14 protein-coding genes and 1 riboswitch are annotated in these 15686 nt (G+C 53.2%); of the genes, 8 read left to right on the forward strand and 6 right to left on the reverse strand.

What is annotated here, in order from left to right; all coding sequences use genetic code 11:
• Positions 1-109 precede the first annotated feature (109 nt).
• Positions 110-730, forward strand: coding sequence for a LysE family translocator (locus AC0LWM_RS04815; RefSeq protein ID WP_474673763.1), 621 nt, complete (start codon positions 110-112; stop codon positions 728-730).
• Positions 731-946: 216 nt separating this feature from the next.
• On the opposite strand, the gene AC0LWM_RS04820 is transcribed toward AC0LWM_RS04815, so the two are convergent.
• The 4 genes from AC0LWM_RS04820 to AC0LWM_RS04835 are packed head-to-tail and all read right to left on the reverse strand — an operon-like array spanning position 947 to position 4027.
• Positions 947-1435, reverse strand: a complete 489-nt coding sequence (locus AC0LWM_RS04820) for a DUF5946 family protein (protein WP_474673764.1) — start codon at positions 1433-1435, stop codon at positions 947-949.
• 17 nt (positions 1436-1452) lie between these two features.
• The gene (locus tag AC0LWM_RS04825; protein WP_474673765.1) at positions 1453-1956 is read right to left on the reverse strand and encodes an NUDIX domain-containing protein; all 504 of its coding nucleotides are present in this window, start codon (positions 1954-1956) and stop codon (positions 1453-1455) included.
• Positions 1957-1971: 15 nt separating this feature from the next.
• Positions 1972-2625 carry a response regulator gene (locus tag AC0LWM_RS04830; protein ID WP_474673766.1) on the reverse strand — a complete coding sequence of 218 codons (654 nt, stop codon included), beginning with the start codon at positions 2623-2625 and terminating at the stop codon, positions 1972-1974.
• Positions 2597-4027, reverse strand: coding sequence for a sensor histidine kinase (locus tag AC0LWM_RS04835; protein WP_474673767.1), 1431 nt, complete (start codon positions 4025-4027; stop codon positions 2597-2599). Before AC0LWM_RS04835 ends, AC0LWM_RS04830 begins: the two co-directional genes overlap by 29 nt.
• Positions 4028-4177: 150 nt before the next feature.
• Here AC0LWM_RS04835 and AC0LWM_RS04840 point away from each other — a divergent pair, with 150 nt between their 5' ends.
• The 4 genes from AC0LWM_RS04840 to phnW all read left to right on the forward strand — a co-directional run bounded on the left by AC0LWM_RS04840 (position 4178) and on the right by phnW (position 8999).
• The gene (locus AC0LWM_RS04840) at positions 4178-5446 is read left to right on the forward strand and encodes a copper amine oxidase N-terminal domain-containing protein (RefSeq protein ID WP_474673768.1); all 1269 of its coding nucleotides are present in this window, start codon (positions 4178-4180) and stop codon (positions 5444-5446) included.
• A gap of 66 nt (positions 5447-5512) precedes the next feature.
• A complete protein-coding gene (locus AC0LWM_RS04845) occupies positions 5513-6814 on the forward strand; it encodes a stalk domain-containing protein (RefSeq protein ID WP_474673769.1) in 1302 nt (433 codons plus the stop codon).
• Positions 6815-6993: 179 nt separating this feature from the next.
• Positions 6994-7791 carry a phosphonoacetaldehyde hydrolase gene (gene phnX, locus AC0LWM_RS04850; RefSeq protein ID WP_474673770.1) on the forward strand — a complete coding sequence of 266 codons (798 nt, stop codon included), beginning with the start codon at positions 6994-6996 and terminating at the stop codon, positions 7789-7791.
• Between the two features lie 77 nt (positions 7792-7868).
• On the forward strand, positions 7869-8999 hold the full coding sequence (gene phnW, locus AC0LWM_RS04855) for a 2-aminoethylphosphonate--pyruvate transaminase (RefSeq protein WP_474673771.1): 1131 nt from the start codon (positions 7869-7871) through the stop codon (positions 8997-8999).
• A 193-nt stretch (positions 9000-9192) separates the two neighbouring features.
• On the opposite strand, the gene tnpB is transcribed toward phnW, so the two are convergent.
• Entirely contained in the window at positions 9193-10299 is a 1107-nt protein-coding gene (gene tnpB / locus AC0LWM_RS04860) for an IS200/IS605 family element RNA-guided endonuclease TnpB (protein ID WP_474673772.1), read from the reverse strand.
• 342 nt (positions 10300-10641) lie between these two features.
• Between tnpB and AC0LWM_RS04865 the strand changes: the two genes are divergently transcribed.
• Positions 10642-11427: a DeoR/GlpR family DNA-binding transcription regulator gene (locus AC0LWM_RS04865; protein ID WP_474673773.1), complete on the forward strand. Its 786-nt coding sequence runs from the start codon at positions 10642-10644 to the stop codon at positions 11425-11427.
• 318 nt (positions 11428-11745) lie between these two features.
• A riboswitch (cyclic di-AMP (ydaO/yuaA leader) is annotated at positions 11746-11918 on the forward strand.
• 8 nt (positions 11919-11926) lie between these two features.
• Positions 11927-12592 carry a 3D domain-containing protein gene (locus tag AC0LWM_RS04870; protein WP_474673774.1) on the forward strand — a complete coding sequence of 222 codons (666 nt, stop codon included), beginning with the start codon at positions 11927-11929 and terminating at the stop codon, positions 12590-12592.
• Positions 12593-12679: 87 nt separating this feature from the next.
• Here the strand turns inward: AC0LWM_RS04870 and AC0LWM_RS04875 are convergent, their stop codons facing one another.
• Positions 12680-13801, reverse strand: coding sequence for a polysaccharide deacetylase family protein (locus tag AC0LWM_RS04875; protein ID WP_474673775.1), 1122 nt, complete (start codon positions 13799-13801; stop codon positions 12680-12682).
• Between the two features lie 105 nt (positions 13802-13906).
• Between AC0LWM_RS04875 and AC0LWM_RS04880 the strand changes: the two genes are divergently transcribed.
• Positions 13907-15616, forward strand: a complete 1710-nt coding sequence (locus tag AC0LWM_RS04880; RefSeq protein WP_474673776.1) for a sigma-54 interaction domain-containing protein — start codon at positions 13907-13909, stop codon at positions 15614-15616.
• Positions 15617-15686 lie beyond the last annotated feature (70 nt).

The raw sequence follows: 15686 nt of genomic DNA on the forward strand, positions 1-15686 counted from the left end.
AAAAACGACCGTAAAAAAAATAGTACTAACTTTTCGTAGTACCTTATAGGCCAACCTCGGGCGAATCTATGATATGCTTTGAAAAAATAAAGGTGGGGAGCTAAAGCGCATGTGGTTTTTGTTCGCAAAAGGGCTGCTGATCGGCTTGTCGATCGCGGCGCCTGTCGGGCCGATCGGCGTATTGTGCATCCGGCGCACGCTGGCGCAAGGACGGGGCTACGGCATCGTCTCAGGGCTGGGGGCGGCGACGGCGGATGCCGTTTACGGATGTATGGCGGCGTTCGGATTGACCGTCGTGACGGGCTTTTTGGCGGGGCAGCAGTTATGGTTTCAACTAATTGGCGGGTTATTCTTATGTTACCTTGGGGTAAGAACACTGGGATCTCGGCCTGCAGAGCAAGCAGCGGCGGAGCGCGGCGAGCGTTATTTTCAAGCGTACGGCTCCACCTTACTGCTGACGCTTACGAATCCGATGACGATTCTGTCGTTCGCGGCGATTTTTGCCGGACTGGGCTTGTCGGCGACAGAGCAAAGCGGAGGCGGTTCCGCCCTGCTCCTTGTGATCGGCGTATTTCTCGGCTCGGCTTGCTGGTGGTTTTTATTGTGCGGAATTGTAGGGACCGTACGTAGACGCTTGAGTTCGAATGCATTGCTGTGGGTGAACCGGATTTCCGGCCTGATCGTGCTGGGGTTTGGTATTGCCTCGTTGGTTGGGCTGGCGGCAGGCTAGAAGGTTATCTCCTCGAGTTTCCTCTTATTACTTTCCTTCTGCCTTCATCTTGTTGAAAAAAGGCACAAAAAAATAGTACTAACTTTTCGTAGTACTATTTCATCGGCTTGCTATTTTGAATTTCATCTATATATCCTATTCCTCGGCATAATGTACCAAGCTTCCGGTCTCGAACGTTCGATCGATGATCCGCTTGGACATGCTGCCATCGTCCTCTCAAAATTGGCTGCACAACTCGCGGACCCACTCGTGCCGGTGCTTCCAGCTCCCCCAAACCGATGCAGACCATTCGCGGATCATGTCTTGCTTTCGCTCGTCAGTCTCTGCCAGTAGAACATCCTTGACGGTCACGATTCCCGGCTCTGCAGGAGGTTCTAGGATCGGCCAGCGATTCGGCCGTTTCGCAAGCTCCGTATGGGCTAACTGCACTTGTCTTCTCGAAAATCCTCGTTCATTGGCCAAGTACAGACCCGCCAGCGCAAAAACGGTATTAATCGGCTTCACGCTTCCCCCGGCATGCTGCGCACTATAAGCGTCAAGCGCAATCTGGTGAATGAAGAAAGTGTCTTGTAGGGTTAACGTAAATGCCGACAGCTCGCCGTAGAGCGCCCAACACGCTTCGGATGCGTTGAATCGGACGTCCCCTGCCTGATGAAGGTCCGGAAGCTCCAACCGGCACCCCGAACACGGGGTAATCGCATTCATCTCGGCCATACACCTCCCTACACAATTTCCGGATCAACCAGTACCGTCCAATCCATGGCCGGTTGTCCATCCATTCCCGTCGTCGCGATTCCAATGTAACAATCTTCTGTGTGGATGCCGGTTTGAAAATAATGGTCCAGCATCGTCTGTATAATCCAAGGTTTTGCCAGCCGGTCGAGCCGCTCAACGGCTATCCAATGCAATTCGCCTTCGTTTGTGTTCACGAAGCGCTGCTTCTCGGTCCTGCCAAAATATACGAACTGCTGCCGAATTTCCGATCCCTTCGCGCGGATCAGGATATATTTCAGCTTTATACCCGTAATCTCGTCTTGCACGATGCCGGTTTCCTCGGCGATTTCCCGATAGCAGGCGCGCTCAGGATCATCGATTTCATCCTGCTCCAGATGTCCGCCCACGCCGGTCCATAACCCCGGAGCAAGCTTACGGTCCGCGCCCCGCTTCAGCAGAAGCACTTGGTCCCCGCGGAATAAAAAGGCCGTCGCCATTAGACGTAATTTCATGAGCGCCCCTCCCTCCTACAACAACCCCATATCCTTCGCCTTCTTCGCCGCTTCCTTGCTGCTCTTGCCGTTCAGCTTGCGCAAAATATTGCCGACGTGTACCTTCACCGTTCTGATCGAAATGACGAATTTGTCGGCAATCTCGGTTTGCGTGTGCCCTTGCTCGATCATCGACAGCACCTGCAGCTCCGTCGGCGTAATCAGATCGCTCATCTGTTTCCGTTCATATTCGCGCTCCAACTGCTTCAGCCTGCGGAATTCCTCGCGCATCTGCTCGGCGGCCAGGGCATCGATCGGCGAGCTATGGCGAAATGCCTGTCGAACCGCTTCCGGAACCGCCTTGAAATCGGATTTCACGATGTAATTGACCGCGCCCGCCTTGAAGGCGTCAAACATCATTTCCTTCGCTTGAAGCGAGGTCAGCATAATGATGCGCGCATCCGACAAGCGGCTGATTTCCGCGGTCAAAGCGATTCCTTCCGCGCTGTCGGCCAGCATAATATCCATCAGCACGACGTCTAGTCGGGCCGTTGCGGCCGCTGCCAGAGCCGCTTCCGCCGTATCTGCGGCAGCCACGACCTCGATGTCGGTCTCTTTGGCCAAATAAGCGGACAACCCGCGCCGCCAATCCGGATCGTCCTCAACGATCATGACGCGTATGATCGACAACGTTCATTCCCCTCTCCATTTGCTGCTGACCGATCGATGGAACGGTCGACGCGGCGCTCAGCCTAGCTTTTTTCGGAAAATGCAAATAGACCCGCGTCCCTTTGCCGGGCTCGCTATGCAGCTCCAATGCGCCGCCATGCTTCTTCATCACCTGGTAGCAATAGGCGAGCCCCAGTCCAAAGTTGCTTTTGCTTCCACCTTTGGTCGTAAAGAAAGGCTCCAGCACTTTGCTCAAATGCTGTTTTTCGATCCCGCGCCCGGTATCGGCGATTTCGACGAGACGCATTTTTTTCGTTTGCAGCAGCTTAATCGATAATGCGCCTCCGCCCGGCATCGCCTCAATCGCGTTCCTTATAATATTGTTCAGCGTCTCCAGCAGCTGCGCGCGATCGCCATAGATGTCGCCGTCGCCTTCATTATCGCGGCTGACCGTCACTTTGCCTTGCACCGCAGGTGCAAACCCGGCAAGCGCTTCGTCGACCAGCTCCGACAGCCGGTTTACGCTTGGCCGAAGCAGCAGATCCTGCGTTTGGTCGTGGACGCGATGGATCATGTCCTGAATGTGCTGCGCCGCAGCCATCACGACGCGGATATCTTCCGCGAGCTCGGCGTCCCCGGTCTCCAGCGCTTGTCGGTTGATTTTTTCGCCGAACAGCTTGATTTTGCCGATATCGTTCTTGATCGCGTGGTTCAGAATCGCCGTCCCCGACGTGACCGCGCGAATCGTCAGATCGAGCTGGCGCCGCTGGATCAGCAGCTGTACGCCCAAGAAGCCGTATTTAAAAATCGCGATGAGGAACATCAGAAATGCAAAAGCGATGCTCCACGTATTGTACCGCCATAGCTCATAAACCCCGAAGCAAGGCAGCACGTAGTTCATCACTAGCGCGAACAACACGGCCGGCAATACGGCGATGCTCGTCAATACGCGGGCTCGCCGCTGCGCGGAATGCTGCTCCTTGCTCGCGAGTACGAGGAAAGCGCCGAACAACATATACGGCACCGCCCATATTGCCAGCAGCGGGAAGGAAACCGGATAAGGCGGAACGAACGGGAGCAACGCCAAAAACGGCAGCAGCAGCCCGTACGGAAGCTTGCGGACGATCGACGGCGCCGCGATTCGCCCATGATAGTGCACGGCGAACATGACGAACATATACGGCAAGCCGTAGTAGCTGACGCACGACGCGGAGATCTCCACCGTATGGAGCAAGCGGTCTAGCGATAGGCTGCCTCCATGCGAAAGCGCGTAAGGACGCAGCATATCTCCCACGATCGCGGCCACGGCTCCCGAACCGCCGCAGAACGTAACGCCGCTCAGCCAGCGTACCACCGGCCTGCGCGGGGCCGACAGCAGCAGCACGACCGTCGTCAGCCACAGCGCGATTAATACGAACACCATACCGTCCCAAGTCACATCCTCGCCGATTCGATTCGTCTTTTGCCAATCATTATACCATACCGCTTTTGGCTCATGATTAGTGAGAAGCAGAAACAAAAACGCGGGATCGTTCGTCTAATTCACATAACGATTGGGAGGGAAGCATTTTTTATGAAAAGATGGATTGTCATGATGATCGTCTGCTTGATGGCCGGATCAATCGCAAGCATCCCGACAAGTGCCGTTACCGCGGCGGCAGCTCAAAAGGCGGCGTCTGCAAAGCTGTACATAAACGGCCGGCTGCTGGAAAAAGAAACAGCACCGAAGACGGTGAAGGGGAACATCATGGTCCCTTTGGCCGCATTGTCCAAATTCCCCGACATCACGTCGGAATGGAACGGCAAAACGAAGACTGCCACCGTTCGCAACGGCAAAACAAAAGATGTCGTCACTTTGAAGCAAAACCAATCCACCGCCTACAAAAATGGGAAAGCGATCAAGCTTGACGCCCCGGCGAAAATCGTTTCCGGCAAAACATACGTACCACTAAGCTTCTTGACGAAAGCGCTGAGCGCATCCATGGAGCGGCAGGCAGCGGACAATACGATTTTCGTACGGAGTGCGGAGCATATTCAGGCGCTGAAAGATTTATTCTCCGGCGATCTGGCCAGCGCGCGGAAAGCCGCGATCGGTTTGCCGCGAAACTACGTTATCAATCAAATTCCGGACCCGGGGTCAGAAGGTTATACGACGACCTATCGTTTTCCCGAAGGCGAAGCTCTCCGTTATTACGAGAAATGGAGGAACGTCACAAGTTATGTCGTCATCAATAAGGATGGAATCGCCGAAGTCGTATGGCAATCCCGAGACGGCGGCAAAAAAATCGAGACGGGAACGAAGCCGCCCGAGGATAGGGAGCAAGTTTATTTCATCTCTGACCTTTTGAGCGAAAGCGTGTTGTACGGCAAAATTCACAACGAACAATGGGAACAGGTAGGTACTTATCAAGCTTGCAATTCCTCTCCCTGCCCGGCACAAGACACGATTATCGCCATCCCGGGCGAGCAGCGGATCGACGCCATCGCGATCGGCCAAGACGGAACCGTATATCTAAACGACGCGCTGTATCCGGCAGATTCCGCGGAGAAAGCATTGGTCGGCATCGTAAACACGTACGTCAAACTGTACAACAAGCGGGATGAAAAAGGGTTGTCCGAACTTTTCGATGCGGCCCCGAACGTGCCTGGACGCGCGATTTCGAAGGAACTGACCCTGTCCGGAGTGTACAGCATCAAATTCGAACAAAAGACAGACACCGAAATCACCGCTAATTTACGCGTTCAAACAGTGCCGAATAAATCCGGCAAGCAATTCCCTTATCGTACGTTCGTATTTAAATTGAACAAAGACGGCCAATGGAAGCTCACTGCCTTGAAATAAGCTCGCACCGGCGGTTGGATTTTGGTCATATTGAAATGTAACCTCTTTGAAGGGGCGGGGAATTCCGTGAAGAAAACGTTCGTTTTGATCTATTTCCTATGCTTCTGCTTATTTACGGCGGCGCTCCCGGACAATGCCGAGGCCGCTGCCGGCACGCAAAAAAACGGTACGGTGAAGCTCTACATCAACGGCTGGCTGCCGCCGAAGGATCACCCGCCCATCACGATCCGCAACCGCATTTACGTACCCTTGAACGATTTTTACATGCTGTCTCCCGACGTTTCGTTAGATTGGAACGAAAAAACGCAAACCGCAACGATCCAAAACAAAACGACGAAATCCACATACAAACTCGTTGCGAACAAATCAACAGCTTACCTTAACGGCACCCCCTTTAAACTGGAGGCCCCTGCTCAAATCATCAACAAGCAAGCTTACTTGCCGCTTCGATTCGTTGCTTACGCCGTTGGGGCACAGATCGACCGGGGCAAAGGAGCGGACGCAAATACGTTGTATTTTCGCACCCAAGCGCACCGCAAGGCGATACAAGCAATCCGCAGCGGCGACTTGCTCAGCGCAAGGAAAGCTGCGTTAGATCTGCCCGTCAACAATCCTTATCCCAATTTGCTGGCAGGAAAAGAAGGCCGATTGATCCGTTATCTGTTCCCCGAAGGTGAAGCAAGGGCTTATTATATCGACCAGCGGGGCGTCCTTACCTATATCGAAGTGAATGCCGAAGGCATCGCCAATGTCGTTTGGGAAGGCGAATCGGGAGTAGGTCCGGGGGGATACATTAAGCAATTCGGTCAATTCCGCGCTGAAGAAGCCGCTCAAGTATATTTTAATACGATATGGGATTCCGTCACTTACGGCACAATCGACGAAACAGGCAAGGAAACGGAGCTTGGTAACTTCTTTGCAAAAGGCAAGCCGGACGGACAAGGCAATATCGTAACCGCGACAAGCGACCTGGTCACGGCAGTCCCGAACGAGAAACGAAACGACGCGATTGAAATAAATACTGACGGCACCGTTTTTGCCGACGCTTCGCAATACGCCAAAGGATCGATGGAAAAGCAACTTATCGGGAGCATCAACCAATACGTGAAAGCCTACAACAAGCGCGATCCAAAGCTGCTTTCCGCGTTGTTTGCGCCGGGGACGGATCCGTTCTGGCAGAAGATCGACGGCAAGCTCGTTTTGTCCGGCGTCGACCGGGTGAAGTTCGACTACCGTACAGCGACCGAAACTGTCGCTTATGTCCGCATCGGAACGCAAGCCAATGCCGAACATAAATCGTATCCTTACCGGGAATTCGTATTTCAATTGGACGAAAATGGACAATGGAAGCTCGTCGGACTAGATTAATGTCGGTTCTCATGCAAGGCCCTCAACCATGAGGGCTTCTTTTTTGTCTCCATTCGCAACGAAAACCAACAAACAATGAAGGAATATCACATTTTTACGTGGAATTAATACTGGGTTAACATTCGAATCGTATACTGAACCCATGCACGGAAAAAACGGAAAAGAAAAGGAGCGTTACGATGAATCAAGCTGTTATTTTTGACTGGGCCGGCACAACGGTCGATTACGGCTGCTTCGCCCCGCTGAACGTATTTATCGAAGTTTTCCGCATACGCGGAATCGAGGTGACGGCGGAGGAAGCCCGCCGTCCGATGGGTCTCTTGAAGCGCGATCACATTCAAGCGATTTGCCGGATGGAACGGATTGCCGCGCTATGGAAGGAACGATTCGGCCAATTGCCTAACGAATCCGATGTAGATGCGCTATATGCGGATTTTGAGCCGTTGCTGTTCGAAATTTTGCCGAACTACGCCGAGCCGATCCCGGGCATTCTGGAGCTCGTTGACCGGCTTCGCGGAGACGGGCTGAAGATCGGTTCGACGACCGGCTATACGGCGGCGATGATGGACATCGTTGCGCCGGAAGCCCGCAAGCGCGGTTACGCGCCCGATGTGCTCGTCACGCCAAACGAAGTGCCGGCAGGACGCCCGTACCCTTGGATGATCTATTCGAACGCAATGCAGCTTGGCGTATATCCAATGAAGCATATCGTCAAGGTCGGCGACACGGTGAGCGACGTTCAAGAAGGCGCGAACGCCGGCGTATGGTCCGTCGGCGTCGTCACGGGCGGAAGTGAGCTCGGCATGAGCCTCGCGGAGGTTCAATCGTGCGATCCGGCCGAACTGGCGGCACAAGTGGAGATCGTCACGGAGCGTTTCAAGCAAGCGGGGGCGCATTATACGATTTATGAAATCGGTGAGCTGCCGAACGTCATCGAGCAGATCAACGAACGCTTGGCCAAGGGCGAGCGTCCGTAAGCCGCGCCACGAAACTATTCTTTTAACTCAATTCAATCTATAAAAAAAATATATATTATCGAGAGGATGGATTCCTTATGACGACGACTCATGAGCTCCCCGACAATCCGTATCTGCTGCTGACGCCGGGTCCGCTATCGACGACAAAAACCGTCAAAGCCGCCATGCTGCGCGACTGGTGCACGTGGGATAACGACTATAACGGACTGGTGCAGGATGTACGCGCCAAGCTGGTGCAGCTGGCTACGGCATCCCCGGAAGGCTACACGTCCGTATTGATGCAAGGCAGTGGCTCGTTCTGCGTCGAATCCGTCATCGGCACGGCGCTGCCGGACGGCGGCAAGCTGCTTGTGCTCGCGAACGGCGCCTACGGCCAGCGGATCGCGCAGATGGCCGGCGTGCTGCGCATCGACCATGCGGTCATCGACTTCGGTGAAGTCGATCGGGTCGATCCGGCGCGTGTCGCCGAAGCCCTTGCCGCGGACGCGGCGATTACGCACGTCGCCGTCGTGCATTGCGAAACGACGACCGGCATGCTGAACCCGGTCCGCGAAGTCGCCGCCGTGGTCAAATCGCACGGCAAAGTGCTGATCGTCGACGCGATGAGCAGCTTCGGCGGCATCCCGATCGACGTGGCGACGCTCGGCATCGATTTCCTCATCAGCAGTGCCAACAAGTGCATCCAAGGCGTGCCGGGATTCGGCTTCATCATCGCAAGAACCGAAGCGCTGCAGCAATGCAAGGGCCAAGCCCGCTCCCTGTCGCTCGATATGTACGACCAGTGGGCGACGATGGAGAAAGGCAACGGCAAATGGCGCTTCACATCGCCGACGCATGTCGTCCGCGCTTTCCATCAAGCGCTGGCCGAACTGGAAGCCGAAGGCAGCGTCGCCGCTCGCTACGAGCGCTATTCGACGAATCAACGCAAGCTTGTTGCCGGAATGGCAAGTTTCGGCTGCCCGGCTCTGCTGCCGGATGAGTACCAATCGCCGATCATCACGGCTTTTTATGAGCCTGACATGGGTTCCGTTACGGAGCAAGCCGCGTTTTTCGGACAATTCTACGCGCGTCTTAAGAAAGAAGGCTTCGTCATCTATCCGGGCAAGCTCACCTCGGCGAACACATTCCGCATCGGCAATATCGGCGACGTCCATGCGGACGATATCGAGAGGCTGCTCGAAGCAGTAGGCACGGCCCGCTTCTGGTAGGCGATTGTTGCGATAATGACGCTTACGCCTTATCATGAATAGTGTTTAGGTTTGTCGGAATTCGGTTGAACCCATCCACCAAATTCTGTATATTGGACCTCCCGTGACTAAAGCACGAGATTCTTGGGTAGTCTCTTCTACTGAAGAGAAGTTTACCAAGCTAACCCTGTCGTCCCGACAGTTCGTGTAAGGATTACACAGTAAGGAGCTTTTTACCTTCGGCAAGTATGTTTAGACTGGCGTTATAATCTCTGTCGTGATGCGCTCCACATTCAGGGCAGTCCCATTCACGCAAATTTAGGTCTTTCACGTCTTTGTTCTTGAAGCCACAGCAGGAGCATAATTGCGAAGATGGGAACGCTTTGCCCACCGTAACAATCATGCGGCCATACCATTTCGCTTTATACTCTAGCATCGAGCGAAATAGGGACCAGGATACTTCGCTGATCGCTTTGGACAGTTTACAGTTTCTGAGCATATTCACGACCTGCAAGTCCTCAATCACAATCATGTCGTGGTTTTTGACAATCTGCGTTGAGATCTTATCCAAGTAATCTTTTCTTCTGTGATAGATTTTCTCGTGGATACGTGCAACAGCTACTTTAGCTTTATGGTAGTTTCTGCCGCCTTTTTTCCTTCTGGACAGTCGCCGCTGTGCTTTGGCCAGCTTTTTCTCTAACGTGCGAAAAAATTTCGGGTTTCGGATGGGCTTCGTTCTATCAGACAACGTAGCAAAGTGCGTTAAGCCCATGTCGATTCCAATTTCTTTGCCGGTCTTTGGCAATTCCTGAGTTTCTACCTCCGTAAGGATAGATACAAAATATTTACCGGATGCACTGCGGCGAATGCTGGCATTAATAATACGTCCCTCGACTTCACGACTTTTGGCAAACTTCACGAGTCCAAGTTTCGGCAGCTTGATTTGGTTGCCGATAACGGCTATATTTCCATTGCTGAAGTTTGTCTGGTACGACTGGACAGGATTCTTTTTGCTTTTGAATTTGGGGGCATCGTTTTGTTTTTTGAAAAAACGGCTGTATGCATCGCTCAAATTTCGCAGTGCATTTTGCAAAGCAAATTTATCGGGTTCCTTGAGCCATTCCAGCTTTTGTTTTAGCTTGGTTAGCTGTGCTGAACACGAACCGTAGCTTAATCCTTTTCCTGTTTCTCTGAAGGTGTCGTTCCATAGCGCGAGAAAGCGATTGAACACAAATCGGCTGCATCCGATCGTCTTAATTATTAGCGTTGACTGTTCAGGTGTCGGGTAAATGCGGAACTTGAAAGCTTTGTTTACTAGCAATCCTGCTCACCCCATTTACTGATTCTGTTTTGTTCTTCTGTATGTTCGCTTACAGTCGCTACAAAATAAGAGGGTACCAGATAATACTCCAAACGCATCGTGCAAACGCTTGACTGATTCCATTATACCAAACTTATGTTCGTATAAAAAGAGTTTTCATATACTTTTAATGACATTGATGATATAAATTTATTATTGAATTACACATGAATTGGATAGATAGCGTGGTCAGAAATCAACTAACACCCCTATCCGAAGCTTTCTAACTCACGACTAAAGTCACGAGTGTGCAAAAGTTGTTAATCGTTCACAGATTGATAGACCGACAAGGAGGCTGCATGTATGTCATTGGTCGGCGAAGAGCGGAAAGAACTCATCCTTCAACAGCTCCATTTGCACGGCAAAGTGAAAACGAACGAGCTCGTTGAGCAGCTTCAAGTTTCTTCCGAAACGGTACGCAGATATTTGGAGGAGCTGGAAGAGGAAAACAAGCTGAAGAAAGTATACGGCGGCGCGATCAGCATCAAGACGGAGCGCGAAGAGCCGCCTCATATGAAACGCGAAATCATGCACATCGAGGAGAAGCGCAGAATCGGACGAACCGCGGCTTCTCTCGTGCAGCCGAACGACGTGATCATCATCGACGACGGGACAACCCCCGTACAGCTGCTTCATTTTATCGGCCATGTGCAGAACTTGAAGATCATCACCGTCTCCATCAATGCGCTGAACCTGCTGATCGACATGCAAAATCAGGGCAGCTTCAACGGCGAAGTGTTTTTCATCGGCGGCAAGGTCAATCCCAAGCATTACCGGACGTCCGGCGCGCTAGCGGAAAATATGATCGAGCATTTTTCGGCGGACAAAGCGTTTATCTCGATCGACGGTATGATGCTAGGCAAAGGGATGACCTGTTACGATACGGACCGGGCGATGATCGTCCGCAAGTTCATCGAGAACTCCTCGGAAACGATCGCGCTGACCGATCATTCCAAAATCGGCGTGAACACATTCTACAAAATCGCCGACCTGAAGGATATCGATACGATCATCTGCGATACGGCGGCACCAAAAGAATGGGAGCGCGAGCTCGAAGCGAAGTCCGTGCGCTGGTTGGTTGCGGAATAAGCAGCTTCTAACGCGCACAATGAAAGGCGTACAAGCCGTACTTACGGCCTGTGCGCCTTTTTACGCTTTATTTTCAGTTACAATTTTACCTTAAATTCAATATGTAATGTTTGCCAGAATGCGAGTCTTACAAGCCTAGTAACACGCCCTTCAGATTCCCTCATGGTCCGGCCTCAAACGCCTTTCCCCTCAAGCAATTGAGCGTTTATTACCATTCGTAAGCCCTTTCATTCCAGTCACTGCATCTATCATTTTTCATTTACATACATTTCCACTGTAAACATTTGTGGGGTTCAATTCATAGAAATGATATGTTAGCCTACTAAAAGGCCGAAACTTTTATAAGATTCCATTATAAAGGTGCGGGGGATGATTTTTCATGGTTTGTTTACATAAAGACAAGCCATTTGGGGTGAAGCGCGGCAACGCACAGGGTTGTATCCTCAACCCGAACCCGACAACTAACCTCGTAGGCAATTTATTTAAAAGGAGCACATAAATGAATATCAAAACGATCAAGAAATCGCTAGTCAGCATTGCTCTGGGGGCCTTCGCTCTAACAACCTTTTCGGTTTCGGCATTTGCCGAGGAGTATCGCATCAAACAGGACGATACGTTCTGGACGATTTCCCAAGCTTACGGGCTGCCGCTAAGCAGCGTGCTTGCTGCGAACAAAGGCGTAGACCCGCTAAACCTTCAGGAGGGGCAAACGATTCAATTGCCGACCAAAAACAGTGTGGCGAAAGCTCCAACCTTTACGGCCAAAGAATCGTCCAAGCCTGTCAAGATCGCATCCGCCGCGGATGATAACACGATCATTACCCCTTCGGGCAAAGCGTACGAGTTTAGAAAATCGTTTGACGTCGTTGCATCCGCTTACTCCGCAGATCCGTCGGAGAATGGCGGTTATGGAGCCGTCGATTATTTCGGGGATGCGCTGAAGCTGGGTACGATCGCCGTTGATCCGAAGGTCATTCCTTTCGGCACGAAACTGTTTATTACCGGATACGACTTCGCTGGCCTGCCTAAAGGCGGCATGATTGCAACCGCAAGCGATGCGGGCGGAGCGATCAAAGGTAAGCGAATCGACATCTTTATTCCCGGTTCGAAAAGCAAGGTCAACATGTTTGGCTTTCAAGACGTTAAAGTGTACATTTTAAAGTAATCATACTTAATTCCGTTAGGACAGCCGTTAAGCATTTGCTTAGCGGCTGTTTTCTATTTGATTCAACGCAAAAGTCGGTGTTTCTCGTTATTGGCTCGGCGGAATATGCAGCAATTGAGGGACGGTGACGATCCGGTATCCGTCGTCTTTCAGCTTCTGAATAATACGGGGCAGCGCTTTTACCGTTCCTGATAAATTTTGACGATTTCCCCCGGCCGAATGTTGCAGGATAATTGCACCAGGGTGAATGTACGGGATTACGTTATCCGTTACCTGCTGCATGTTCAGCTCTTTCCAATCCAACGAATCGATATCCCAGTTCACGACGACAAAATGGTTCCGCTTCATCCATCGCAGCTGCGGCTCCGTAATTTCCCCATAGGGTGGGCGAACCAACTTTGGTTTATAGCCGATAAGGCTGGATAGCACATGCTGAGTGCGCTCGATTTGCTGCTCGAAGTTAGGCACCGATATTTTTGTAAAAAGCGGATGATTGAACGAATGGTTGCCGATGACATGCCCTTCATTCACGATGCGCCGCACGACGTTCGGATTCTCTTGCGCCCGGGAACCGAGCAGGAAAAAGGTTGCCTTGACGCGATGCTTCTTCAAAATATCCAAGATTTGCGGAGTATACACGGAATCCGGCCCATCGTCGAACGTGAGGGCAACGCGTTTTAGATTGGAAGCCCCGTGCACCTTGAAGAAGCCCGAATATTTAACCCTCAACTCGGACAACGACAGGCGGCGTTGCGACATCTGCAATTGATGTACCGGCAACGATCGTTTCTTCGGTTTTGGTTTGATGTCCGGTTTTGATTTCGCTTTCGCAGACGGCTTGGACGATGAACCGGACGGCGGCTGTAATTGCAGCTTCGGTACGTTCAGCACGCCATCAGAAGCCTTCCGTCGGCCGGTTGTGCCCGAACCGGAAGTGGATGTCTTCGATTCCTCCTTGTTACCCGCCCTTGCTTGCAGCCGAAAACGCGGAGGCCGAAATTCCGGCTCCGCCGAGCGTCGCGACTGGGAATGCATGTTCGATGCCGCATGGTTCAGCTTATGATTCAACTCGTCCAGGGACGATAACGGTTCTTTCGTTTCCGAATGCGACGGCTTCATGCTGTTCGAACGGTCGCTGGATCCGCCGCAGGCGGTACATACCAATGCTGCAATGACGATTGTAAGATTCAGCTTGGCGGCAGCGTTCATGGCAATCCCCCCTCCGTTCTAGTGTGCTTGTTCGGCGCTGTTTTATGCGCAGTCCAATTGTGGTACACTCGAATTAACGATGCATGTCAAGGAAGGACGGCTATTATGGGTCAGATGCAACTGCCGCCGATCGATCGGTCTTTTATCGTAGTGGCTGCGGAGCTTTCCGCGGCCGAGGCGTTGTCTCGTTGTGCGGGACAAGCCTATATCGTCATTACACACGAACAACAGCCCTACGTTCTGCGAGTCGAAACGCTGAGGCGGCTTGCCGAACAGAATGCGCAGCAATCGCTGCTAACAGGGTTTATACATACAGGGTTGGTTATCCCTTCCCCAATTTGCAGACCGGATGAACTGATCGAACGGGATACGGATTGGTCCGTGCCCGTTCTTGTCGTCGATGAAGAAGGGAACCATCCGTACGCGGGCGTCGTCAGCCCCACGGCAATGGTGCGTTACTGGAAGGCGGAGCGCGAACGGCTGGCCGCTTATTTGCATACGATCATAGAGACCGTAGGTGATGCGGTAACCGCCGTCGACAAGGACGGCAAAGTATTGTATTGGAACCGGGCCGCAGAGGAGACGTATGGTATTGCCCGGGTGAGTATCGTCGGGCGTACGATCGGCGAGCATTTCCAGACGGAGTCGATTATGCTGTACGGCGTATTGGATGAAGGGCGCGAAGTGCGGCAAGTGTACCACCAGCCGACAGCCGACAAGCACGTGCTGATCAACGCTTCGCCGATCGTCGAGAACGGCGTCATTATCGGCGGCGTCGCGACGGAGCACGACATTACGCGAATCGTTCGCCTGAACGAAGAGCTATACGCGGCGCCGCTCTGGCTCGAGCAGGAACGGCTCGCGGAATCGGTGCTTGAGGCGGCCGGGGTCGGGCTCCAGCAAGCGATACGGCTTGCGCGCAAGGTGGCGCCGACGGATAGTCCGGTGCTGCTCATCGGTGAGCCGGGGTCGGAGACGGAAATGATCACCCGGCTCATCCACGAATCGAGCAAGCGTAAGGACGGCCCGCTGCTGACGCTGAACTGCGCCGCATACCCGGCCGGCGCGCTTGAAAGCGAACTGTTCGGCTACCAGGGCGGCGCGTTCTCCGGCGCCGATCATAGCGGCAAGCCAGGCCGGCTGGAAGCGGCCGACGGCGGGACGCTACTGATCGAGGACATCGACGAGATGCCGCCGGAGCTGCAGCTGAAGCTGTTCCAGTATATCGAGGAGGGGCAGCTGCAGCGCGTCGGGGCGAATCAGCCGACAGCCGCAGACACGCGAATCGTCGCCTCCGCGACGGCGGCGCTGTACGACAAGTGGAAGGACGGACGGTTCCACAATGCGCTGTACTACAAGCTTCACGTCGCCCAGATCGGCATCCCGCCGCTGCGCGAGCGGACAACCGACATCCCGGGGCTGATGACGGTGTTCCTGCGCGAATTCAGCGCGAAGTACCAGAAGCCGCTGCCGAAGCTGACGACGCCCGTGATGACGGCGTTGTTCAATTACGAATGGCCCGGCAACCTGCGCGAGCTTCAGCAAATCGCGGAACGGCTCGTGCTGCTGCACGATAACGGCATCGTCACGCTGGACGACCTGCCCGCGGACATCACCCCGGAAGATAAGGTTACCGGCATCGAGTCCTTCGCCGCCGAAACGCTGCTTCATGCACGCGGATCCGCTCAGCAGGAAGCGGCTTTGATCGAGGAGGCGCTCGCCAAAACCTATGGCAACAAAAGCGCCGCCGCCAAGCTTCTGGGCATCTCGCGGGGCACGCTGTACAACAAGATGAAGGAACTGGGGCTCGGATAACCCGCACACCGAGACAAACCATCCGTGCTCTACGAAAAAAACCGTTGGAAAACCGACTCGCGTCAGTTTC

It is taken from the genome of Paenibacillus sp. sgz302148 (assembly GCF_056120465.1).

What these genes read in the sequence shown, in the direction of transcription:
- AC0LWM_RS04815 (WP_474673763.1), top strand. Translation starts at nt 110, where the DNA reads ATGTGGTTTTTGTTCGCAAAAGGGCTGCTGATCGGCTTGTCGATCGCG.
- AC0LWM_RS04820 (WP_474673764.1), bottom strand. Translation starts at nt 1,435, where the DNA reads ATGAATGCGATTACCCCGTGTTCGGGGTGCCGGTTGGAGCTTCCGGAC.
- AC0LWM_RS04825 (WP_474673765.1), bottom strand. Translation starts at nt 1,956, where the DNA reads ATGAAATTACGTCTAATGGCGACGGCCTTTTTATTCCGCGGGGACCAA.
- AC0LWM_RS04835 (WP_474673767.1), bottom strand. Translation starts at nt 4,027, where the DNA reads ATGGTGTTCGTATTAATCGCGCTGTGGCTGACGACGGTCGTGCTGCTG.
- AC0LWM_RS04840 (WP_474673768.1), top strand. Translation starts at nt 4,178, where the DNA reads ATGAAAAGATGGATTGTCATGATGATCGTCTGCTTGATGGCCGGATCA.
- phnX (WP_474673770.1), top strand. Translation starts at nt 6,994, where the DNA reads ATGAATCAAGCTGTTATTTTTGACTGGGCCGGCACAACGGTCGATTAC.
- phnW (WP_474673771.1), top strand. Translation starts at nt 7,869, where the DNA reads ATGACGACGACTCATGAGCTCCCCGACAATCCGTATCTGCTGCTGACG.
- AC0LWM_RS04865 (WP_474673773.1), top strand. Translation starts at nt 10,642, where the DNA reads ATGTCATTGGTCGGCGAAGAGCGGAAAGAACTCATCCTTCAACAGCTC.
- AC0LWM_RS04870 (WP_474673774.1), top strand. Translation starts at nt 11,927, where the DNA reads ATGAATATCAAAACGATCAAGAAATCGCTAGTCAGCATTGCTCTGGGG.
- AC0LWM_RS04875 (WP_474673775.1), bottom strand. Translation starts at nt 13,801, where the DNA reads ATGAACGCTGCCGCCAAGCTGAATCTTACAATCGTCATTGCAGCATTG.
- AC0LWM_RS04880 (WP_474673776.1), top strand. Translation starts at nt 13,907, where the DNA reads ATGGGTCAGATGCAACTGCCGCCGATCGATCGGTCTTTTATCGTAGTG.